Here is a 21453-nt window from a genome sequence, read left to right as displayed (position 1 = left end):
TCGAACGGCTGGAAGGGCAATGAAACTGTCAAATGGGCGGGGCGCTGAGCAACCTCCTCCCAAGGATCGTTGAGGCCCTCCCAGACCCGATCACGGCAGACGTTAACACGTCAACCTGTCGTCCACCTGTCAGCCCTTGCCCGGCTTGATCATGGAGGCGAGACGATGCCGCGCCAAGTCTCCAGAAAGCGAGCGCGCCGCTGCTGGTCGAGCGCGACCATGAGCGCCGGGCCGAGCGCAATCGGCTGCACCGCGCCTCGCCCCATCTCGGTAATGTTCGCCGCCGTCCAGATGCCGCGCACGCCGTCTCTTACGGCACCGAGCGCCGTCGGTCCTGCTGCCACCGCCTGGCCCTCGTCGGAAAGGAGAAAATCGAGAAAGAGTCTTGCCGTTTCGGCATTCGGCGCATCGCGTGCGATCACCGCGCTGCGGGTCAGCACCAGCACGTAATCATCGGGCACGATGATCTGGATGTTTGCGCCCTCCGCCTGCCGGGCAAAAGCGTAGGAGCCCAGCACATTGTAGGCGATCGCCAGTTCGCCGGCGTCGACCCGGTCGAGAATATCAGGGCTCGACCCGCTGAGCACCGCGGCCGTCCGCCCGAAAGCCGAAGCGAGACGCCAGAACTGTGATGAAATCAGTTGATCCTGGACGGCGAGCAGATAGCCGACCCCGCTCGTTGCGATGTCGTAGGTCGCGACCTTTCCCGTCAGGCGCGCGACATTGCCTTCCAGAAACTCCGCAAGCGCCAGATGCGTGCGCGGCGCTTCATCCTGCGAGACGAGATCAGGATTGTAGACGATCACTGCGGGCTCGAAGGTAAACCCGAAAACTTCGTTCCGCCACGTCGCCCAATCCGGCACCGACACCGCGGCGGGTTCATGCCGCAATGCATGCCCATCATTGGCGAGCTTCACCTGCAGGTCAGACGAAGAACTGATCATCAGATCCGCCGGGGGATCGAGCGTGCCGGCAAGATAATTCTCGTACATCAACAGCGTGTCGGTCTCGTCGTAACGAACAGCGACGTCAGGATAGCGCTCCTGAAAGGCCTCGACGAACAGCGTGAAGAGCCGCGTATCCGTCGTCCCAACAATCGTCAGCGTTGCCGTTTCCACGGATCTTGCGGGGAAAACGAGCGGTTCGGCAGCAGCTTCGTGCGACGGCATGAACCATGCGCCGACCAGAAGCGCGATCGCCGCAGGGATCGCCCCTCGTCCGGCCCGACCCTCCCGGCGATCGCTTCCGCGCCCGGAAAGCGGCAGGCATATCTCGGCAACGAGGCCACCACCGGCACGGTCCTTTAACGTGAAGCGCCCGCGATGCGCCTCGGCCACGCGGCGCACGATCGCCAGCCCCAAGCCTGAACCCGGCTGATCGCCGGCGCTCGCGCCGCGACGAAAGCGCTCCATCACGGCCTCCTTCTCCGCATGTGGGATGCCAGGCCCCCGATCGAGAACCGACAATGTCAGCACGTCGCCGTCGTCTCCCTTCGCGCGCTCCACGCGGATGATCACGTCGCCCTGCGAATAGGCGAGCGCGTTGTCGACCACGTTCTTCAGCATCTCGCGCATGACGACGCGATCGGCGGGAAAGCCGATTTCTGCAACATCGGCTTCCATCTCGACGCTGATGCGCATCAACTGATCCGGATCGAGCCGCTGCGCCACTTCGTTGACCAGCGCACCGATAGCCGTCACCTGCACGTCGCGCAGATCGAGGCGATGCGAGACCGTCGCATCCATCAGCAACTGGGTCACAAGCTGGCTCGATTGCACGGCACCTTGATGGATCCGCTCGACCCGGGCGCGCATGGCAGCCGGATCCGTTTCGTCCATCGCGACTTCCGCCTGTGCGCGCAGCGAGGCAAGCGGCGTACGCACCTGGTGGGCCGCCTCCGCCACCAATTCGCTGAGACGCACCATGGACTGGTTCAGCCGTGCCATGAACTCGTTCAGTGCGCCGACGACGTGACGCACCTCCACCGGCACCGGAATGTCCACCGGCGAAAGATCGTCAGGCGAGCGGGCGCGCAATTCGCGCTCCAGCGTGAGCAGCGGCGCGAAAATGCGCCGGATGAGGTACCAGACGAGCCATGCAGCCAGCAGCGTCAGGACCAGCAGCGGCACCAGCGCATTGTTGACGATCTCGCGCGACAGCGTTTCGCGCGCGCCTTGCGTTTCGGCGACACGGATCGTGACCCAGCCAGTTCCGTCCGCCGTCGAGATCAGGCGACCGACGCTTGCAACCCGCACCACCTCGCCGCCATAACGCACGTCGTCGAACTCAGCATCGAGCGTTTGCGCAAGTGGCATATCGGCAGCAAGATCGTCATAACCGGTGACGAGCGAGCCATCCGGCGCACGCACGGCGTAGAAGACCCGGTCGTCGCCCGACACCATCGCGAAGGATGCGTAGGGAAGCTCCACAGTCACATCGCCATCCTCGATCTGCACCGCGCCAGCGATGGTCAGCGCCGAGGCTGCAAGCAGCCGGTCGAAGGCGCGATCGGACGCGCGTTCGGCATAGTCCCTGATAAATACCAAAAGAATCAGCGCAGCGGCAACGAGAAGAAACGCCGCAAGGGCCGTGATCCGTCGGCGGATCGAAAAGCTGTCAGCGCGCATCGGCAGGGCGAGCCTCCGCATCGGCCCTGGCAAGATACCCGATGCCACGCACGGTCAGGATCGACACCCCGGAATTCTCGATCTTGCGGCGCAGGCGAGAGACGTAGAGTTCGAGCGCATTGACCGCGACATCCTCGTCGATCGAAAAGAGCTGCTGCATCAGGCGCTCCTTCGCAACCACCTGGCCGGCGCGCGACAACAAAATCTCCAGAAGCCGAAACTCCCGTCTCCCGATCTCGACCGGCACGCCTGCGATCGTGATCGAGTGCGCTGCGGTTTCCATCACCAGATCGCCGAGCACCATGCGACTGGTTGCGTGCCCCGCCGGCCGACGCATGAGCGCGCGCAGCCGCGCTTCAAGCTCGCGCAGATCGAACGGTTTGACGAGATAATCGTCGGCCCCCATGTCAAGCAGGCTGACGCGGTCGTCGATTTCCGAGCGCGCCGTGACGACGAGCACCGGCGTATCGTCGCCGCCACTGCGCAGCGCCGAGATCACCGAAATCCCGTCGCGCTGCGGCAGCATGAGATCGAGGACGATGGCATCGAACGACGCATCGCGCGCAAAAGCAAGCGCCGCTTCTCCGTCGCGCACCCAATCGACCGAATGGCCGGAACGTTTGAGGCGACCCTCCACCGCTTCGCCCAGATCGCGATTGTCTTCGACCAGCAGAATGCGCATCGGCCTGAATGATCCTCCTCTTCGCCGCGGCATTCGCAGCGAGATGGATTTTCAAGCCGTAGCGCGCAAAAAGCAATTCTGACGTGAGGGATCGCTCGGCAGCAGCACGCGATCAGAATTGGACGCGAAATGCGCGGTCAGGATCGGCCTTGAGCCCATAGACAGAGTGATACTCGAGCGCTTTGGTGACGACGGCCGGATCACCTTCGAGCTGGTCAGGCTGCAGCAATTCACCGATCGTGAATTCGAAGGTCTGGCTCTTCTTGTTGAGAAGCTCGTGAAAAACCGTCATGTCGCGCAGCTCAGTCGACCATTTCGACAGCCAGTAGAACAGGCCCGAATTGCGTGCGGTCATGTGGACCGGCAGGATCGGCAGCCCGTATTTGCGCGACAGCGAAATCGCCGAAGACTTCCACGGCCGCTCGTTCAGCGTGCCATTGGCCCAATAGGCGATGCGGCCCGAGGGAAACAGCACCGTCGCTTTTTCTTCCTTCACCGCGCGCGTCGTCAGCTGCAGCGTTTCGCGCGCTTTCAGCTTGCTCTTGTGCTCTTCGCGCCACTCGACGGGGATCACCATCTCGACGAAGCGTGGATTGACGCGGATAGCATCGCGGTTGGCGAAGAACATCATGTCCGGCCGGCGATTCTTCAGAAGATCGAAGACGGCGATCCCGTCCGCGATCCCGGTCGGGTGGTTCGACACCATGATGAAGCCGCCCTTGTCAGGGATACGCTCGCCGCGCTTCACTTCGACATTCAGATTCAGCTGTGCGCTGGCATATTCGAACGCTTGGAAGCCTGGCATGTTGGCGACGGCGTCTGCAAACTGCAGCGCCTTGCCGTAGTGCAGCGCGCTGTAGAGGAATGGTCGCATCACCGGCCAGAGCGGATGATTGACCAGACGCTGTCCGCGCTCGGCGATGAGCTCATCGACGATATGGCCGGGGCGGCCTTGGGACAGCAGTGCAATGGCATCGACCACGCCGTGAATATCGCGCTTCTGCACCATAAGTGTCCCCGTTATCGCGTCCAACCGGACATCGCATGCTCTTGTAAAGACAGCATGACAGCCCCTTTTCCGACATCACTCACTAACATCGTAACCCTTATATAACCATTGTCGCAGAGGCTTCGAGGAAAGCCACCGGATATCAAATGACGTTTCTCGGGCGTAACGTAGCGTGACAACCGAACTGCTCCCTGCCGCGCCGGACGTGATGATGCAGCGTCAGCGATGGCTTGATGGCCTCAGCATGCAGCGGCGTCTGTCAGCAAACACACTTGAGGCTTACGAGCGTGATCTCCGGCAATTCCTCCAATTCATGAGCCGGCACATAGGTTCCATGCCTGCGATCGCCGATCTCGCAAATCTTCGTCCGACAGATCTGCGTGCCTTCCTCGCCAGCCGACGCCGCGACGGAGCGGGGGCACGCACGCTCGGACGCGGGCTTGCAGGCGTCCGCTCGTTCCTGCGCCATCTGGAACGCGAAGGCCTCGTGAACGCAGCCGGCGCCCGCCATGTGCGCGCCCCCAAGACCGGGCGAAGCCTGCCAAAGCCTCTGTCGGAAGAGCAGGCCGTCGCCGTCGCGAATCTCGGTGATCAGATGTCCGACGAACCCTGGATCGCCGTCCGCAATGCCGCATTGCTGACGCTGCTCTACGGCTGCGGTCTTCGCATCTCGGAAGCGCTTGCCTTGACGCCGGCGTCGGTCGGCCCGACCACGACGACGCTGCGCATAGCAGGCAAAGGCGGCAAGACGCGGCTCGTTCCGCTCATGGATGTTGCCAGACAGGCAATTGCCGAATACCAGCGACTTTGCCCGTATCATCTCGCAGCGCCAGAGCCGCTCTTTCGCGGCGCTAGAGGCGGCGTGCTTCATGCGGCAATCATCCAAAAGGAAATGCGCAAGATGCGGTCCGCGCTGGGTCTCCCCGATACGGCGACCCCGCATGCGCTCCGCCACTCCTTCGCCACGCATCTTCTGGCTGGCGGAGGCGATCTCAGGACCATCCAGGAACTGCTCGGGCATGCGAGCCTCTCCACCACCCAGATCTATACCGGCGTCGACAGCGCCCGGCTCCTTGCCGCCTACCGCGCAGCCCATCCGCGCGCCTAGAGCGTTGCCAGGCGAACTGGGCACAGTTTCACCGTCTGGAATCGTGAGATCGGAGCGGCATTAACGATTTCTTGCGCGGGCGAATGTTATCGCAGAGCGATCAACAGCACCGGGATGTCTCGTGATCGCACGCATCAAAACCGTCACCGAAGAGCATCTGGCGCGCGGCGTCATCGGTTTTCTCGGATTCATCCACGTCATCATGGCGCTGAGCCTCCTCATGGTTCTGACGACGCTTGAGCGCGCCGACGCGCAGGAGCAGGCAGCCGCATGCGGCGGCGAGAACCTCATCGACCGCATGCGCGCCGAAGACGATCCACGTCTGCCGGCATTGCTGGAAGCGGCAGCGGCGACACCCAATGGTGAAGGCCTGTTGTGGCGTGTCGAGAACGAGGAAGGCGTCGCCTCCTATCTTCTCGGCACCATGCATGTCGCCGATCCGCGCGTGACGGAGCTGACCGACACCGTGAGCCAAGCGCTCGACGCATCGGAAACCGTGGTCATCGAAACCGACGAGATCCTCGATCCTGCCGTGGCGCAAGCGGCGCTCATTGCGCGTCCCGAACTGACGATGTTCACCGATGGCCGCACCCTGCGCACCGTGATGAGCGACGAGGATTTCGCGCTTGTCGAAACCCGGCTCGATGAGCTCGGCCTCCCCGTCGACGCTCTCGTGCACATGAAACCGTGGATGATCGCCGGTCTCGCTGCGCTTCCGGCCTGCGAACACGCCCGGAAGGCTGAAGGTGCCGCCTTCCTCGACCAGATGCTCGCAGAACAGGCGTTGGCAGACGGCAAGGCCGTCGACGGGCTTGAAACCATTGCCGAGCAGCTGGACGCCATGGCCAGCCTATCGCTCGAATTTCATGTGCGCGGTCTGGTGGAAACGCTGTCGCTCGGGCCCCTGCTCGAGGACGTCACGGCGACGATGACGGATCTCTACGTCGCGGGCGAAACCGGCATGATCATGCCGATGCTCCGCGCGGCTGCACCTGAGGGTCACGAAAGAGACGCGCAGGGCTATGCCGATTTCGAAGAGCGGATCGTCCTTGCCCGCAATCGCATCATGGCCGAACGCGCCGAACCCTTTCTGGATGAAGGCCAGGCCTTCATCGCCGTCGGTGCGCTGCACCTGCCCGGCGACGAAGGCGTGATCGAACTCCTGCGCGACGCCGGCTATTCGGTCGAACGGGCCGATTGAAACGGCGGCCGATCAGCCGCCGCTCCCTTGTCATGCTCGAAGCTTAGTTGGTCGTCTGACCTTCCCGCGCGATGAACTGGCCGCCGAGATACACATCCTGGCCGCCGCGCGTTCCGTTCGCCTTGAATACGCCACCGACGGCATCCGCGTTCTGGCCTAGGAACGAGCCGGTCACCGCAGAATCCGTGAAGCTTGCAACGGGTGTCGCCCCCTGCAACATGGTCACCGCCCCACCATCGAAATGCTGGCCGTTGATCTGCGAGCCATCGAGCCGGAGCGAGAAGTCCGCGGCGTCCTGCGTGCCGAAGCGACGCAGATTGGTAATCTCGCCGTCCACCGTCCCCGCACCGAAATCGGCGACCATGCGCACGTCGCCGCCGTAATCGACCTGGCTGTTGGATACGCCCGTGCCGGTCGCCACGCGCACGTAAGCGGCACCCTTGTCTGCATTGCCGGTATCCGTTGCCGTGAACGTCGCCGTTCCCGTGCGGGCTGCAACGGTCGAGGCTGGTGCGAAGTCGCCGCCATAGAAGATGCTGATCGTGTCGATCGGCTGGGTGATGTTCACCCGGTCCTGGTGGTGGTCGATCGTGAAGAACTCGTCGCTGCCGTTTTGGTCGAGGTCGTAATAGGTGACCATCACATCGGCGACGGACGCGCCGACATTTCCGACGAACTCGGATTGCTGCGCATTGGTCGTCGATGTCCCCCGCGCCGGATATTGCGCATCGGCCGTTGCGCCCGGAACAGCCGAACCGTCACGGTAGAGCCCGCCGGTGGTGATGGTGATCGAGCCATCGCCCTGCTTCGCGGTCGTCAAATCTGCCGTGCCTTCGATCGGAGCACTCGAGGTCACGAGATCGCCGGTTGGCACATAGGCGAACTTGCCCTGCTCATAGATCGGAACCGGTGTGGGGCTCGGCTGCTGCGCACGCGCAAACTTCGTCGAAACGCCGCGAATGGCGCTGCCGGTTCCACCGCCTGCGCCGCCACCGGCATCACCGCCGCCTCCTGCGCCACCACCGCCGGGCGCGCCGCCGGCACCGGCGCCAGGCCCGATCGATCCGGTCGTGGTCGAACCACCGCACGCGGCAAGCGCCAGCACAGGCGCCAGCGCAAGCACTGGCAGAATTTTCGTGGTCATTGTCTGTCGTCCCCAGCCCATATGTTGAGACGCGCGCCGCCTGGTTCAGGTTCGGCGCACGCTTTGCGGGACTAGAGAGACGACAGAGCGCGCACGGGTACAATCACCCGTACAGGTGAGAAAGCGGCGTCTCGGGAAAGACACCGCTTTCGATCTTCCTACATATGGATGGGCTTGAAGAAGGTGGCGAGCGCGGCTTCCTTGACCGCCTCCGACAAGGTCGGGTGGGCATGGCAAGTGCGCGCCAGATCTTCCGCCGATCCGCCAAACTCCATCAGCACGGCTGCCTCATGGATGAGATCACCCGCACCGGCGCCGACGATGTGCACGCCAAGCACCCGGTCGGTGTCCTTGTCTGCGAGGATCTTTACGAAACCTTCGGTGGCCAGCATTGCGCGGGCACGGCCGTTCGCGGTGAAGGGGAACTTGCCGGCCTTGTAAGCGACGCCGTCAGCCTTCAGTTGTTCTTCGGTCCGGCCGATGGAGGCGACTTCCGGCTGCGTGTAGACGACGCTCGGAATGACCTCGTAGTTCACGTGACCGGCCTGGCCGGCGATGATCTCGGCCACGGCCACGCCTTCGTCCTCGGCCTTGTGGGCAAGCATCGGACCTGCGACGACATCGCCGATCGCGTAGACGCCGGGCACCGAGGTTTGGAAATGCGCATCGATCTGCACGCGACCGCCCTTTTCCATGACGACGCCTGCATCTTCGAGGCCGAGCCCGTCCGTGTAAGGCCGGCGTCCCGTCGCAACGAGCACGATATCCGCGTCCACCGTCTGCGCCTCGCCGCCCTTGGCGGGCTCGAACGTGACGGAAGCACCTGCATCCTTGCGCGTGACGGCCGTTACTTTCTGGCCGAGCTTGAAGTCGAGGCCCTGCTTGGCCAGCATGCGCTGGAACTGCTTGGAGACTTCGCCGTCCATGCCACCGAGGATCGCATCGAGATATTCGACCACGGTGACCTTGGCACCGAGACGCGCCCAGACCGAGCCGAGTTCGAGACCGATGACGCCGCCGCCGACAACCACGAGGTGACCGGGCACCTTCTCCAGTTCCAGCGCGCCGGTCGAGGACACGATGACCTTCTCGTCGAAGGCAACGTCAACGCCCGGGATGTTCGCGACGTCGGAACCGGTGGCGATCACGATGTTCTTCGCCTCGATTTCCTGGCTTTCGCCGCCCTCCGTCGTCACCGACAGCTTGCCTTCGCCGAGCACCTTGCCGGTGCCGACGAGCACGTCGATCTTGTTCTTCTTCATGAGGAAGGAGACGCCATCGACATTGGCCTTAACGACCGCATCCTTGTGCGCCATCATCGCCGGCAGGTTGAGCGTCGGTGTTCCGACCTCGACACCAAGCTCGGCATGGCTGTGGCCCGCCTGGTGAAACACTTCCGAAGCATGCAGCATCGCCTTGGAGGGAATGCAGCCAATGTTCAGGCAGGTGCCGCCAAGCGTCGGGCGCTTCTCCACGATCGCGGTCTTGAGACCAAGCTGCGCAGCCTTCACGGCGCAGACATATCCACCCGGTCCAGAACCGATGACGACGACATCGTAAGCCATTGAATGAAATCCTTATACTCTGAAGCGGGCAGTCTGCCGGCCGCGCCTGGCTGAAGATGAAGCGCGGCCGTCGTGCTGTTATTCCTAAAGGTCGAGAACGAGACGCTCCGGATCTTCGAGGCTTTCCTTGACGCGCACCAGGAAGGTGACGGCTTCCTTGCCGTCGACGATGCGGTGATCGTAGGAAAGCGCCAGATACATCATCGGACGGATGACGACCTGGCCGCCGATCGCGACCGGACGCTCCTGGATCTTGTGCATGCCGAGGATGCCCGACTGCGGCGCATTCAGGATCGGCGAGGACATCAGCGAACCGTAGACGCCACCGTTCGAGATGGTGAAGGTGCCGCCCTGCATGTCGGCCATGCCGAGCTTGCCGTCACGTGCTGCAACACCGAGACGACCGATTTCCTGCTCGATCTCGGCAATCGACATCTGGTCCGCATCGCGCACGACCGGCACGACGAGGCCCTTGTCGGTGCCGACGGCGACGCCGATGTGGCAGAAATTCTTGAAGACGATGTCGTTGCCATCGATCTCGGCGTTAACGGACGGAATCTCCTTCAAGGCGTGCGTCACGGCCTTGGTGAAGAAGCCCATGAAGCCGAGCTTCACGCCGTGCTTCTTCTCGAAGAGATCCTTGTACTTCTTGCGCAGATCCATGACCGCCGTCATGTCCACCTCGTTGTAGGTGGTCAGCATGGCAGCGGTGTTCTGCGCATCCTTGAGGCGCTTGGCGATCGTCTGGCGCAGGCGCGTCATCTTCACGCGCTCTTCGCGGGACTCGTCGGCTTCACTGGAAGCAGGGCGCGGCGCCTTCGGTGCTTCTGCAGCCGGTGCGGCCGAGCTGCCCTTGTTGATCGCGTCGATCACGTCGCCCTTGAGAACCTGGCCACGCTTGCCGCTGCCCGAAACCTGATCGGCCGAAACGTTCTTCTCCGCCATCATCTTGGCGGCGGACGGTGCGGGCGGCATGTCGCCGGACTTTGCGGCAGGCTCGGCGGCTGGCTTGGCTTCAGCTGCCTTCGGAGCTTCGGCCTTCGGAGCTTCCGCCTTTGGCTCTTCCGTCTTGGCCGGCTGGGCGGCAGCACCCGATCCGGCGCCGATCTGGCCGAGCAGCGCGTTGACCTCGACCGTGTCGCCCGTCTGGGCCAGGATTTCCGTCAGCGTGCCGGACGCCGGTGCCGGCACCTCGACCGTGACCTTGTCGGTCTCAAGCTCGACCAGCGGCTCGTCGGCAGTGATCGTGTCGCCAACCTTCTTGAACCAGGTGCCGATCGTGGCTTCGGAGACGGATTCGCCCAATGTCGGGACGCGGATTTCGGTGGCCATGGCTGTCAGCTTTTCCGTTCAATAGGGGATCGAGATGAGAGGCGAGTGACGCCCGGCTTAATCGCCGAGCGCATCTTCGAGGAAGGCGTCGAGCTGCGCCTTGTGCTTGGACATGAGGCCCGTCGCCGGCGAAGCGGCAGCCGGACGGCCCGTGTAGCGCACGCGCTGGTACTTCGCGTCGATATGAGCGAGCACCCACTCGAGATAAGGATCGATGAAGGCCCAGGCGCCCATGTTCTTGGGCTCTTCCTGGCACCACACCATCTCCGCACCCCGGAAGCGCGACAGCTCGTTGATGAGCGCCTTGGCCGGGAACGGATAGAGCTGCTCCAGGCGCAGAAGGTAGATGTCGTCGATGCCGCGTGCTTCGCGCTCCTCGTAAAGGTCGTAATAGACCTTGCCGGTGCACATGACGACGCGACGGATCTTGCTGTCCTTCTGCAGCTTGATCTTCTCGTTCTTCAGGACTTCCGCGTCGTCCCACAGCAGGCGGTGGAAGGATGTTTCGCCCGAGAGTTCCGACAGCGTCGACACAGCGCGCTTGTGGCGCAGGAGCGACTTCGGCGTCATCATGATCAGCGGCTTGCGGAAGTCACGCTTCATCTGCCGGCGCAGAATGTGGAAGTAGTTAGCCGGCGTTGAGCAGTTCGCGACCTGCATGTTGTCTTCCGCGCACATCTGCAGCCAGCGCTCGAGGCGGGCCGAGGAATGCTCGGGGCCTTGCCCTTCGTAGCCATGCGGCAGAAGGCAGACGAGGCCCGACATGCGCAGCCACTTGCGCTCACCCGACGAGATGAACTGGTCGAACACGACCTGCGCGCCATTGGCGAAGTCACCGAACTGGGCTTCCCAGAGCGTCAGCGCATTCGGCTCCGACAGCGAGTAGCCATATTCGAAACCGAGCACCGCCTCTTCCGAAAGCATCGAGTTGATGACTTCGTAAAGTTGCTGGCCCTTGGCGAGATTGTTCAGCGAGATGTAGCGGTCTTCGCTCTGCTGGTCGTAGAGCACCGAATGGCGCTGCGAGAAAGTGCCACGCTCCACGTCCTGGCCGGACAATCGGACGGGATGGCCGTCAAGCAGCAGCGAGCCGAAGGCAAGCGCTTCGCCGGTCGCCCAGTCGATGCCTTCGCCGCTTTCGATCATCTGCGAGCGGTTCGCCAGGAACCGCTGGATCGTGCGGTGCGTCTCGAAGCCTTCCGGCACTTCGCAAAGCTTCCGGCCGATGTCCTTCAGCGTCTTCATCGGAACGGCGGTCTTGCCGCGGCGCTGCTCGTCCTGATTGTCGGCAACGCGCATGCCCGACCAGACGCCGTCCAGCCAGTCGGCCTTGTTGGGCTTGTAGGACTGGCCGCTCTCGAATTCCTGTTCCAGATGCGCGCGCCAGTCGGCCTTCATCTTCTCGAACGTACCGAGATCTATGTGACCTTCTTCGATCAGCTTCTTGGAGTAGATCTGCACCACGGTCTCGTGGCTGCGGATCTTCTTGTACATCTTCGGCTGCGTGAACGCCGGCTCGTCGCCTTCGTTGTGGCCGAAGCGGCGGTAGCAGAACATGTCGATGACGACCGGCTTGTGGAACGTCATGCGGAATTCCGCAGCGATCTTGGCCGCATAGACGACGGCTTCCGGATCGTCGCCATTCACGTGCAGGATCGGCGCCTCGATCATCTTCGCGACGTCGGACGGATAGGGCGAGGAGCGCGAGAAACGCGGGTTGGTCGTGAAGCCGATCTGGTTGTTCACGATGAAATGCAGCGTACCGGCAACGCGGTGGCCGCGAAGACCCGACAGGCCGAAACACTCGGCAACGACGCCCTGGCCCGCAAAGGCCGCATCGCCATGTAAGAGCAGCGGCAGAACCTGCGCCCGCGTCTCGAGCGGCACAATTTCATCGCGCGGCGAGCCGGAGAGAATGTCCTGCTTGGCGCGCGCCTTGCCCATGACGACAGGATTGACGATTTCCAGGTGCGACGGGTTGGCCGTCAGCGACAGGTGCACCTTGTTCCCGTCGAATTCGCGGTCCGACGAAGCACCGAGGTGGTACTTCACGTCGCCCGAACCTTCCACATCGTCAGGCGCGAACGAACCGCCCTTGAACTCGTGGAAGATCGCGCGGTGCGGCTTCGCCATCACCTGGCTCAGCACGTTGAGACGGCCGCGGTGCGGCATGCCCAGAACGATTTCCTTGAGCCCGAGCTGGCCACCGCGCTTGATGATCTGTTCCAGCGCGGGAATGAGCGCTTCGCCGCCATCGAGGCCAAAGCGCTTCGTGCCCTTGTACTTCACGTCGATGAACTGCTCGAAGCCCTCGGCCTCGATCAGCTTCTGCAGGATGGCCCGCTTGCCGTTCGCAGTGAACTCGACGCCTTTGTCCGGCCCTTCGATGCGGGCCTGGATCCAGGACTTCTCTTCCGGATTGGAGATGTGCATGAACTCCACGCCGATCGTGGAGCAATAGGTGCGCTTCAGGATGTCGAGCATCTCGCGCACGGTCGCATATTCGAGACCGAGGACGTTATCGAGGAAGATCTTGCGATCCATGTCCGCCTCGGTGAAGCCATAGGCCTCCGGCGACAGCTCGTTGTAGTCCTCGTTCTCCTCGGCAATGCCGAGCGGATCGAGCTTGGCGTGCAGGTGGCCGCGCATACGGTAGGCGCGGATCATCATGATGGCGCGAACCGAATCGCGTGTCGCGCGCAGCACTTCCTCGCTGGTCATCTGCGCCTGCTGTCCGGCCGCGGCAGGCGCCGCCGAAGCAGACCCCTTTGTGGAAATCTTCTTCTCGAAGTGCTTCTCGACGCGGCCCCAGTCGCCATCCATGGCCGATACCAGTTCGCCATTGGCATGGATCGGCCAGTTCTTCTGCTTCCACGAAGCACCGTCGGCTGCCTTGCGGGCGCTATCGGGCTCGTCTTTCAGCTGACCGAAAAAGGCCTGCCACTCGCCATCCACGCTGGCCGGATCGTCCTGGTAGCGAGCGTAGAGTTCCTCGATGTAGGCGGCGTTCGCGCCATAGAGGAACGACGTGGACTGAAAGAATTCGTTGGCGTCTTGCCTGGCCATCGGTGCCTGCGGAGGATCGCTCCGCCTCCTTCGTTGATTCGGGTGCTGCCGCTCTTTCGAAAGCGGCCCCGTTCTGTGCGACGAATGTGCCCGTCGCGGGGCGGGTGACCGGATTTCTGACGAACCCGAGCACCCTTGCGTAAAAGTCAGCCCTTGAGGACTTCGACCAGCGTCTTGCCGAGCTGTGCGGGGGACGGCGAGACGCGGATGCCGGCCGATTCCATGGCCGCGATCTTGTCTTCTGCTCCGCCCTTGCCGCCGGAAATTACGGCGCCGGCATGGCCCATTGTGCGTCCGGGCGGCGCCGTGCGGCCGGCGATGAAGCCGACCATCGGCTTCTTGCGGCCCTTGGCTGCTTCGTCCTTGAGGAACTGAGCGGCTTCTTCTTCGGCGGAACCGCCGATTTCACCGATCATGATGATGGATTCCGTCGCGTCGTCGGCGAGGAACATCTCGAGCACGTCGATGAACTCGGTGCCCTTGACCGGGTCGCCGCCGATGCCGACAGCCGTCGTCTGGCCGAGGCCTTCGTTGGATGTCTGGAACACAGCTTCATAGGTGAGCGTGCCCGAGCGCGACAGGATGCCGACGGAGCCCTTCTTGAAGATGGAGCCCGGCATGATGCCGATCTTGCACTCTTCCGGCGTGAGAACACCTGGGCAGTTCGGGCCGATGAGGCGAGACGAGGAGCGGTCGAGCCGCGCCTTCACCTTCACCATGTCGGAAACCGGAATGCCTTCCGTGATGCAGACGATCAGCGGAATTTCGGCATCGATGGCTTCGATAATCGCTTCCGCTGCGCCGGCCGGCGGAACGTAGATGACCGATGCGTTGGCGCCGGTGCGTTCCTTGCCTTCAGCGACCGAAGCGAAGATCGGCAGGTCGCGCGAGCCGCCGTTCACTGCGCCGGTCCAGGTTTCACCACCCTTCTTGGGATGGATGCCGCCGACCATCTTGGTGTCGTGGTAGGCGAGCGCCTGCTCCGTGTGGAACGTGCCGGTCTTGCCGGTCAGGCCCTGAACGAGGACCTTCGTGTCTTTGTTGACGAGAATGGACATCAATCCTGATCCTTCAATCCGTTAGCCGTTGACCGCCGCAACGATCTTCTTCGCTGCGTCGTCGAGATCGTCGGCAGCCGTGATGGCGAGTCCGGACTCGTTGAGGATTTTCTTGCCAAGCTCGACATTGGTGCCTTCGAGGCGCACGACGAGCGGCACCTTGAGACCGACTTCCTTGACGGCCGCGACGACACCCTCGGCGATGACGTCGCACTTCATGATGCCGCCGAAGATGTTGACGAGGATGCCTTCGACGCGCGGATCGGCCGTGATGATCTTGAAGGCCGCGGCGACCTTTTCCTTGGATGCGCCACCACCAACGTCGCAGAAGTTAGCCGGCTCCTTGCCGTAGAGCTTGATGATGTCCATCGTCGCCATGGCGAGACCGGCACCGTTGACCATGCAGCCGATATTGCCGTCGAGCGCCACATAGGCGAGGTCCCACTTCGAGGCCTCGATTTCCTTGGCGTCTTCCTCGGTCTCGTCGCGCAATTCGCGGATGTCGTCGTGGCGGAAGAGCGCATTGCCGTCGAACGACACCTTGGCATCCAGGACGCGCAGGCGACCGTTCTTCATGACGATGAGCGGGTTCACCTCGAGAAGGCTCATGTCCTTCTCCATGAACGCCTTGTAGAGGATCGGGAAGAGCGTCATGCCATCGGCGCGCGCCTCGTCCTTCAGCTCCAGCGCATCGCACAGCTTCGCGGAATCCGCATCCGTCACGCCCTGCTCGGGATCGATCGCGACATTGACGATCTTCTCCGGCGTTTCTTCGGCGACGGCCTCGATGTCCATTCCGCCTTCGGTCGATACGACGAAGGCAGGCCGGCCAACCGAACGGTCGACCAGGATCGAGAGGTAAAGCTCGCGCTCGATGTCCGCGCCATCTTCGATGTAGAGGCGGTTGACGACCTTGCCGGCCGGGCCGGTCTGCTTCGTCACCAGTGTGTTGCCGAGCATTTCCTTGGCGAAAGCGACGACTTCTTCCGTCGACTTCGCAAGGCGAACGCCGCCCTTGGCGTCAGGGCCGAGTTCTTTGAACTTGCCCTTACCGCGGCCGCCGGCATGGATCTGGCTCTTCACCACATAGAGCGGTCCGGGCAGCTTGGCTGCCCATTCTTCCGCCTGCTCAGGGGAGTAGACGGCGACCCCTTCGGCGATCGGCGCACCGAATGTGCCGAGGAGGCGCTTGGCCTGATACTCGTGGATATTCATGAGAGGGTTCCTGTGGTTTCAGGTTGCCAGATCGGACGGAAGCCAAATCAAGCGAGGGAGGGAGCGATCTTGCGGCAGGCTTCACACAGACCGGCAACGGACTCGACGGACTTGTCGAAGGCCTTCTGCTCGGCGGAATTCAGTTCGATCTCGATGATACGCTCGATACCCTCGGCGCCGATGACAGTCGGCACGCCGACATACATGTCGTTCACGCCGTACTGGCCGGAGAGATACGCAGCGCAAGGTAGGACGCGCTTCTTGTCCTTGAGGTAGGATTCCGCCATCACGACCGCAGACGCAGCCGGCGCATAATAGGCCGAACCGGTCTTGAGCAGGCCGACGATCTCGGCACCACCGTCACGGGTACGCTGGATGATTTCTTCCAGGCGATCCTTGGTGACCCAACCCATGTCGACGAGGTCCGTCAGCGGAATGCCGGCAACGGTGGAGTAGCGCGCGAGCGGCACCATCGTGTCGCCGTGGCCGCCGAGCACGAAGGCCGTGACGTCTTCGACCGAGACCTTGAACTCCTCGGCGAGGAAGTAACGGAAGCGCGACGAGTCCAGAACGCCGGCCATGCCGACGACCTTGTTCTTCGGCATGCCGGAGAATTTCTGCAGGGCCCAGACCATCGCGTCGAGCGGGTTGGTGATGCAGATGACGAAGGCGTCAGGCGCGTATTTCGCGATGCCGGCGCCGACCTGCTCCATGACCTTGAGGTTGATTTCCAGAAGATCGTCGCGGCTCATGCCGGGCTTGCGCGGCACACCTGCGGTGACGATGCACACATCGGCACCTTCGATCGCAGAATAGTCGTTCGCGCCCTTGAGCCTGACGTCGAAGCCATCGACCGGCGAGCTTTCGGCGATGTCGAGCGCCTTGCCCTGCGGCGTGCCTTCGGCGATGTCGAACAACACGACGTCCCCGAGTTCCTTGAGGCCGATCAGATGGGCAAGCGTGCCGCCGATCATGCCGGAACCGATGAGAGCGATCTTGTTACGCGCCATGTATGGAAATCCCCTGTCTGTGGAGCCATAGGGGAGCCCTGAAGCTCCCCGGAAAAGTCGCCCCGGGGATAGACGGATGAGGCAAAAATGGCAACCAAAACTTTGGCGCCCAACGATTTCAAACGGTTATATACTCGCTGATTTACGTAAGGGTAAGAGTTTTTACGCAGCTCGTGCGTTTCGCTCACGACTTTCTTTCAGGTAGTCTACACTTTGCATCTCGATCAGCCGGGATGCCGTGCGGGCAAACTCGAAGCCCTCCGTCCCGTCCTTGGCAGCATAAAGAGCGTCTGGTTCCGCCGCTGCCGAGACGACGAGCCGTGATTTCATGTCGTAGAGCGTATCGATCAGCATGATGAAGCGTTTGGCTTCGTTGCGCTCCGCGCGCTTGAGCACCGGCACATGGCTGACGAAGATCGTTTCGTATCGGTCGGCGATGGCGCGATAATCCGACGCCCCGAGCGGATTTCGGCACAGGTCGTCGAAGCTGAACCGGGCAGCACCATTAGCCGCGGCCGGCACCAGAATTTCCCGACCGCGATGCTTGATCCTCTCGGGCTGCACGGTCAAACCATCGACCTGCTCGGCCCATGCTTGATCGAACATCTCGTCGGCATCCGCATCGAGCGGCGTCATGTAGACCGGCCGGCGCGTCAGCTTGAGCAGCCGATAGTCGGTATCGCCATCGAGATCGAAAAGTTCGACCCTCGTCTTCAAGAGATCGACGAAGGGCAGGAACAGATCGCGGTTGAGGCCCTCACGGTAAAGATCATCCGGATGCACGTTCGATGTGGTCACCAGCACGGTACCGAGCTTGAACAATTGCTCGAACAGCCGCGCCAGGATCATCGCATCCGCAATGTCCGTGACGGAGAATTCGTCGAAGCAAAGCACCCAGGCTTCCTCGTGGATGGCGCGCGCCACCGGCGGGATCGGATCGTCCTCCTTGACCTCGCCGCGCTTCAGCGCCGCTCGATGCGCCTGGATCCGTCCATGCACATCCGACATAAAATCGTGGAAATGCACCCGCCGCTTGCGCCGCACCGGCAGCGTTGCCAGGAAAAGATCCATCATCATTGTCTTGCCGCGACCGACGCCGCCAAAGACATAGAGCCCTTTTGGAAAATCCTGTACGGGCCTGCGCTTGGCGAACAACCAGCCCAGCGCACTGGATTTCGTCGAAACCCGCTTTTCCCGAACCTCGGTCAAGACGCGATCAAGGGCGCGTGCCAACTTCTCCTGGCGCGCGTCGCGTTCGATCCGACCGGCGGCGCAGAGCGCTTCATAGCGCTCGGCGACACTCACATATGTTCTGGTATCCATTCAGCCGAACCGAGCTGGGCATTCGCCGGCCACCTGAAGCGGGAGCCGGCGCACAAATCAGCGCGAAAGCGTGATCGAGCCACCCGAACTCAGCGTTCCCTGATAGTTCTGGGCGCCGGCCTGGTAGAGCCGCGCGACATTGTTGCCATCCCGGTCGTTGAGAACGACCTGGTTGCCCGAGACATCCCACGACGCGATGTTTGCAGCCTCGCCAGGGCACCGCAGCGACGCCGCGCGGTAACCGCCGGTCCACTGGGTGAGCGAGAGCGCCAGCTGGCAGTTGCCGCCATTGACGGCAGTCTGCCACGTGCCGAGCAGTGCCTCGCGCGAAACGGCAGGCGCAGAGGCAGCAGCGGTTTCGAAAGCCTGGTTGGCCGCAGCCGGATCAGGCGTCGTGGAAGCCGGTGCACTCGGAAATTCGGTTGCGGAAGGCGGTGGCAGCTGGCTCGACTGAACACCACCAAGCGGTGCCGGGTTGATCGGCGGCGGCAGCACCGCTGCCTGCTGCTGCGGCATCGGGCCGGGTGATGTCCGCTGGCAGCCGGCAATCGCCAGACCAGCCATAGCGATCGTGATGGCGATGGAAATGCGCATTCATGGTCTCCTTGCAACGCCTACGCGCGGGGCCTTTAGCCGACCCTCTGCCCTTCGAAACCCATAAGAGGGATCAAAGGTCCATTTTGCAAGAAGTGCAGGCGAGAGAAGCAGCAACCCTGTGCGAATTTTGCAACAAAATGGCACAGTCGGTGTTCAGTTTTTGGCCATGACACCCTGCATCGCCTCGTTGCCCCAGAGCTGGACCAGGCGAACGTCCCGCCCGCACGCGCGGCGATAGTAGTTATAGCGGACCGGATTCTTGACGTAGTAGTCCTGATGGTAGTCTTCCGCCGGCCAGAAGGTCTGGCCTTCCACCACTTCGGTCACGATCGGTTGACCGAGTGCCGCCTCGGCTTCCGCCTTCGACTGCTCGGCCAGTGTCGCCTGCTCGCCGTCCACGGCATAGATCGCCGTCGTGTAGCTGAAGCCTCGGTCGCAGAACTGGCCGCCATCGTCTGTCGGATCCACGGTCCGCCAGAAGGTAGCCAGCAATGTTTCGAAATCGGTCTGGCTGGGATCGTAGGTGATCTCGACAGCCTCGCGGTGACCGTCTGCCGTGTGGTTCTCATATGTCGGGTTGTCGCTGGAGCCGCCGATATAGCCAGAAATGGTCGACGTGACGCCGGCAACCTTGTCGAAATCCGATTCCACACACCAGAAGCAGCCGCCGGCGAAGATGGCCTTGGCCTGCTCCTGCGCTTGCGAAGCGCCGCCGGCAAAGAGGAGTGCGGTGGCCGCACCGGCGAGCAACATGGCGGTATTGATTGGCAAGCGCATGGGAAATCCTCCTTCGACCATGGCTATCAAACTAGTTCACCGATCCTGCTTTGCAATTCAACGCTTTGCACGAGCGTGTGATGAGTTCGTCCGGAACCGCACCGCCACCCGATCGTTTCTGGAGTGAATTTCCCCCAACAGAGAGGTGATTGGAATGAAAAGGCACGCAAACGCCGTATGGCAAGGTGCGCTGGTTGACGGCAAAGGCACCCTCGACACGCAAAGTGGCGCGTTCTCCAAGACCCCCTATTCTTTCAAGGGCCGCTTTCAGGACGAAGAAGGCAAGTCCGGCACCAATCCCGAGGAACTGATGGCCGCCGCCCACGCAGGCTGCTTCGCCATGCAGCTCTCCCACTATCTTGCCGAGAACGGCACGCCGGCCGACAAGCTGGATGCCAAGGCCGTCGTGAACGTCCAGGAAGCTGAAGGTGGCGGTTTCGAGATCACGGAAAGCGTGCTGACTCTGGTCGGCAGCGTTCCCGGCATCAGCGAAGATGATTTCCAGCGGCTCGCCAAACAGGCAAAGGATACTTGCCCGGTCTCCAAGGCCTACGGCGCGATCAAGGTCACGCTCGACGCCAAGCTCGGCTGACCACGGCAGCCGTCTCTCTAAGACGATGACCTAAGCCGTCGGCCCTCCGGCCGGCGGCTTTTTCACGTGTGAACTGCGTTTCGAGCGGACACGAGCCTATAGAGCTCCTCGCAAACATCCGCGATAATCTCGGGCGAGAAGCGTTGCTGGATCCGCTCCCGCGCCGCCTCACCCATCCTGCGCCTGACGTCCGGGTCTTGCAGCTGCACAATGGATGCCGCCCAGTCGGCAGGATCCGCGGTCAGCGAGAAGCCCGATACGCCATGCTCGACGATCTCCGCGGTGCCCCCGTAATTCATCGTCAGGACCGGAACGCCAGCCGCCATGGCTTCCGCCGGCGCCAGGCCGAAGGATTCGCCGGCCGGTCGCGTCGGGGTCGCGTAGATATCGAAGATCGGCATCAGCTTCGCTGCGCCCGGACGAAAGCCCGCAACGTCGATGCTGTCGCCGCCGATCTCTTCCAGCGCCTCGATCTCGCCGGCGTCACCACCCCCGATGATCAGCAGTTTGTAAGGTGAACCGATGTCGCGCACGACCCGCGCCAGGAACTCCAGATTCTTCACGGGCCTGATGCTGCAGACGGAGCCGATGACGATGTCGTCCGGTTTCAAGCCGAAGGCAGCGCGCAGCTTTGCGCGCACCTCATCGTCGAGCCGCTCCGGCACTTCGACAGGATGCGGCAGCACTGAGAGCCTGTCGGCTCCGATCAGCTTGCCGAGCAATGGCCGCCCCAGCCAATTGTTCACCAATGCATGCGACGGCACGGCGATCTTGGCGATGCGGCTGTTGAAATAGGTTGCCCATTCGATGGGGCTCGCGACGTTCAACCCGCCGATCGCGCCATGATAGAGAACAATGGGAATGTCTGGCCGCGAGCGCAGCGCCTGCACGGCCAGCAGCGCCGTGGACCGACCAGCCATGACATGCAGGAGATCGGGGCGAAATTCGTCGACGGCAGCACGAATGGACCCGATGGCCTGGCGCGAAAAGTAGCTCTGGAGCTTTTGAGAGATCTTGCTGCCGCTGGGACACTGCACCTCGTCGAGTGCGATGTGGTGAAATTCCACGCCGCGCTGCTCGAGGACCGGCTCGATCGAGAGGTTCAGTCTCGATCGACCCCTGTTGAGTGTCAGAACCCTCACGGGTT

Annotated in this window: 17 protein-coding genes; 3 read left to right on the top strand and 14 right to left on the bottom strand. The window is 62.6% G+C overall.

Going from position 1 to position 21453, the window contains the following annotated elements; translation table 11 throughout:
* Positions 1-149 precede the first annotated feature (149 nt).
* The 3 genes from PU133_RS03140 to PU133_RS03130 form a co-directional block, all read right to left on the bottom strand.
* Positions 150-2627, bottom strand: a complete 2478-nt coding sequence (locus PU133_RS03140) for an extracellular solute-binding protein (protein WP_404863452.1) — start codon at positions 2625-2627, stop codon at positions 150-152.
* The gene (locus PU133_RS03135; protein WP_126007637.1) at positions 2617-3309 is read right to left on the bottom strand and encodes a response regulator transcription factor; all 693 of its coding nucleotides are present in this window, start codon (positions 3307-3309) and stop codon (positions 2617-2619) included. Before PU133_RS03135 ends, PU133_RS03140 begins: the two co-directional genes overlap by 11 nt.
* A gap of 112 nt (positions 3310-3421) precedes the next feature.
* Entirely contained in the window at positions 3422-4318 is an 897-nt protein-coding gene (locus tag PU133_RS03130) for a GNAT family N-acetyltransferase (protein ID WP_404863451.1), read from the bottom strand.
* A gap of 208 nt (positions 4319-4526) precedes the next feature.
* Between PU133_RS03130 and PU133_RS03125 the strand changes: the two genes are divergently transcribed.
* A complete protein-coding gene (locus tag PU133_RS03125) occupies positions 4527-5426 on the top strand; it encodes a tyrosine recombinase XerC (protein ID WP_404864424.1) in 900 nt (299 codons plus the stop codon).
* Between the two features lie 202 nt (positions 5427-5628).
* Positions 5629-6627 carry a TraB/GumN family protein gene (locus PU133_RS03120; RefSeq protein WP_404864423.1) on the top strand — a complete coding sequence of 333 codons (999 nt, stop codon included), beginning with the start codon at positions 5629-5631 and terminating at the stop codon, positions 6625-6627.
* A gap of 43 nt (positions 6628-6670) precedes the next feature.
* Here the strand turns inward: PU133_RS03120 and PU133_RS03115 are convergent, their stop codons facing one another.
* The 10 genes from PU133_RS03115 to msrA form a co-directional block, all read right to left on the bottom strand.
* A complete protein-coding gene (locus PU133_RS03115; RefSeq protein ID WP_404863450.1) occupies positions 6671-7771 on the bottom strand; it encodes a transferrin-binding protein-like solute binding protein in 1101 nt (366 codons plus the stop codon).
* 158 nt (positions 7772-7929) lie between these two features.
* Positions 7930-9336, bottom strand: coding sequence for a dihydrolipoyl dehydrogenase (gene lpdA, locus PU133_RS03110; RefSeq protein WP_404863449.1), 1407 nt, complete (start codon positions 9334-9336; stop codon positions 7930-7932).
* Between the two features lie 84 nt (positions 9337-9420).
* Positions 9421-10668, bottom strand: coding sequence for a 2-oxoglutarate dehydrogenase complex dihydrolipoyllysine-residue succinyltransferase (odhB, locus tag PU133_RS03105; protein ID WP_404863448.1), 1248 nt, complete (start codon positions 10666-10668; stop codon positions 9421-9423).
* Between the two features lie 57 nt (positions 10669-10725).
* Positions 10726-13734: a 2-oxoglutarate dehydrogenase E1 component gene (locus PU133_RS03100; RefSeq protein WP_404863447.1), complete on the bottom strand. Its 3009-nt coding sequence runs from the start codon at positions 13732-13734 to the stop codon at positions 10726-10728.
* Between the two features lie 146 nt (positions 13735-13880).
* Positions 13881-14792, bottom strand: a complete 912-nt coding sequence (gene sucD, locus PU133_RS03095) for a succinate--CoA ligase subunit alpha (RefSeq protein ID WP_404863446.1) — start codon at positions 14790-14792, stop codon at positions 13881-13883.
* A 21-nt stretch (positions 14793-14813) separates the two neighbouring features.
* Positions 14814-16007, bottom strand: coding sequence for an ADP-forming succinate--CoA ligase subunit beta (gene sucC / locus PU133_RS03090; RefSeq protein WP_404863445.1), 1194 nt, complete (start codon positions 16005-16007; stop codon positions 14814-14816).
* Between the two features lie 47 nt (positions 16008-16054).
* A complete protein-coding gene (gene mdh / locus PU133_RS03085) occupies positions 16055-17017 on the bottom strand; it encodes a malate dehydrogenase (RefSeq protein WP_404863444.1) in 963 nt (320 codons plus the stop codon).
* A gap of 162 nt (positions 17018-17179) precedes the next feature.
* Complete coding sequence (gene zapE / locus PU133_RS03080) at positions 17180-18340, bottom strand: cell division protein ZapE (protein WP_404863443.1); 1161 nt, start codon at positions 18338-18340, stop codon at positions 17180-17182.
* A 57-nt stretch (positions 18341-18397) separates the two neighbouring features.
* Positions 18398-18934, bottom strand: a complete 537-nt coding sequence (locus PU133_RS03075; protein WP_126007617.1) for a protease inhibitor Inh/omp19 family protein — start codon at positions 18932-18934, stop codon at positions 18398-18400.
* Between the two features lie 156 nt (positions 18935-19090).
* On the bottom strand, positions 19091-19714 hold the full coding sequence (gene msrA / locus PU133_RS03070) for a peptide-methionine (S)-S-oxide reductase MsrA (protein WP_404863442.1): 624 nt from the start codon (positions 19712-19714) through the stop codon (positions 19091-19093).
* A 154-nt stretch (positions 19715-19868) separates the two neighbouring features.
* On the opposite strand from msrA, the gene PU133_RS03065 reads away from it, so the two are divergent.
* Positions 19869-20306, top strand: a complete 438-nt coding sequence (locus PU133_RS03065; protein WP_404863441.1) for an OsmC family protein — start codon at positions 19869-19871, stop codon at positions 20304-20306.
* 62 nt (positions 20307-20368) lie between these two features.
* Here PU133_RS03065 and PU133_RS03060 read toward each other — a convergent pair whose 3' ends face one another.
* The gene (locus PU133_RS03060) at positions 20369-21448 is read right to left on the bottom strand and encodes a glycosyltransferase family 4 protein (protein ID WP_404863440.1); all 1080 of its coding nucleotides are present in this window, start codon (positions 21446-21448) and stop codon (positions 20369-20371) included.
* Positions 21449-21453: the final 5 nt, after the last annotated feature.

Origin of the sequence: Georhizobium sp. MAB10, assembly GCF_045012825.1 — a bacterium.
Taxonomy (GTDB): domain Bacteria; phylum Pseudomonadota; class Alphaproteobacteria; order Rhizobiales; family Rhizobiaceae; genus Georhizobium; species Georhizobium profundi.
The sequence above is the reverse complement of the archived record's forward strand: the minus strand, read 5'-3'. Positions and strand labels throughout refer to the sequence as shown.

What these genes read in the sequence shown, in the direction of transcription:
- PU133_RS03100 (WP_404863447.1), bottom strand. Translation starts at nt 13,734, where the DNA reads ATGGCCAGGCAAGACGCCAACGAATTCTTTCAGTCCACGTCGTTCCTC.
- odhB (WP_404863448.1), bottom strand. Translation starts at nt 10,668, where the DNA reads ATGGCCACCGAAATCCGCGTCCCGACATTGGGCGAATCCGTCTCCGAA.
- mdh (WP_404863444.1), bottom strand. Translation starts at nt 17,017, where the DNA reads ATGGCGCGTAACAAGATCGCTCTCATCGGTTCCGGCATGATCGGCGGC.
- PU133_RS03075 (WP_126007617.1), bottom strand. Translation starts at nt 18,934, where the DNA reads ATGCGCATTTCCATCGCCATCACGATCGCTATGGCTGGTCTGGCGATT.
- PU133_RS03140 (WP_404863452.1), bottom strand. Translation starts at nt 2,627, where the DNA reads ATGCGCGCTGACAGCTTTTCGATCCGCCGACGGATCACGGCCCTTGCG.
- PU133_RS03120 (WP_404864423.1), top strand. Translation starts at nt 5,629, where the DNA reads ATGGCGCTGAGCCTCCTCATGGTTCTGACGACGCTTGAGCGCGCCGAC.
- lpdA (WP_404863449.1), bottom strand. Translation starts at nt 9,336, where the DNA reads ATGGCTTACGATGTCGTCGTCATCGGTTCTGGACCGGGTGGATATGTC.
- PU133_RS03115 (WP_404863450.1), bottom strand. Translation starts at nt 7,771, where the DNA reads ATGACCACGAAAATTCTGCCAGTGCTTGCGCTGGCGCCTGTGCTGGCG.
- PU133_RS03130 (WP_404863451.1), bottom strand. Translation starts at nt 4,318, where the DNA reads ATGGTGCAGAAGCGCGATATTCACGGCGTGGTCGATGCCATTGCACTG.
- PU133_RS03125 (WP_404864424.1), top strand. Translation starts at nt 4,527, where the DNA reads ATGATGCAGCGTCAGCGATGGCTTGATGGCCTCAGCATGCAGCGGCGT.
- sucC (WP_404863445.1), bottom strand. Translation starts at nt 16,007, where the DNA reads ATGAATATCCACGAGTATCAGGCCAAGCGCCTCCTCGGCACATTCGGT.
- msrA (WP_404863442.1), bottom strand. Translation starts at nt 19,714, where the DNA reads ATGCGCTTGCCAATCAATACCGCCATGTTGCTCGCCGGTGCGGCCACC.
- zapE (WP_404863443.1), bottom strand. Translation starts at nt 18,340, where the DNA reads ATGGATACCAGAACATATGTGAGTGTCGCCGAGCGCTATGAAGCGCTC.
- sucD (WP_404863446.1), bottom strand. Translation starts at nt 14,792, where the DNA reads ATGTCCATTCTCGTCAACAAAGACACGAAGGTCCTCGTTCAGGGCCTG.
- PU133_RS03135 (WP_126007637.1), bottom strand. Translation starts at nt 3,309, where the DNA reads ATGCGCATTCTGCTGGTCGAAGACAATCGCGATCTGGGCGAAGCGGTG.
- PU133_RS03065 (WP_404863441.1), top strand. Translation starts at nt 19,869, where the DNA reads ATGAAAAGGCACGCAAACGCCGTATGGCAAGGTGCGCTGGTTGACGGC.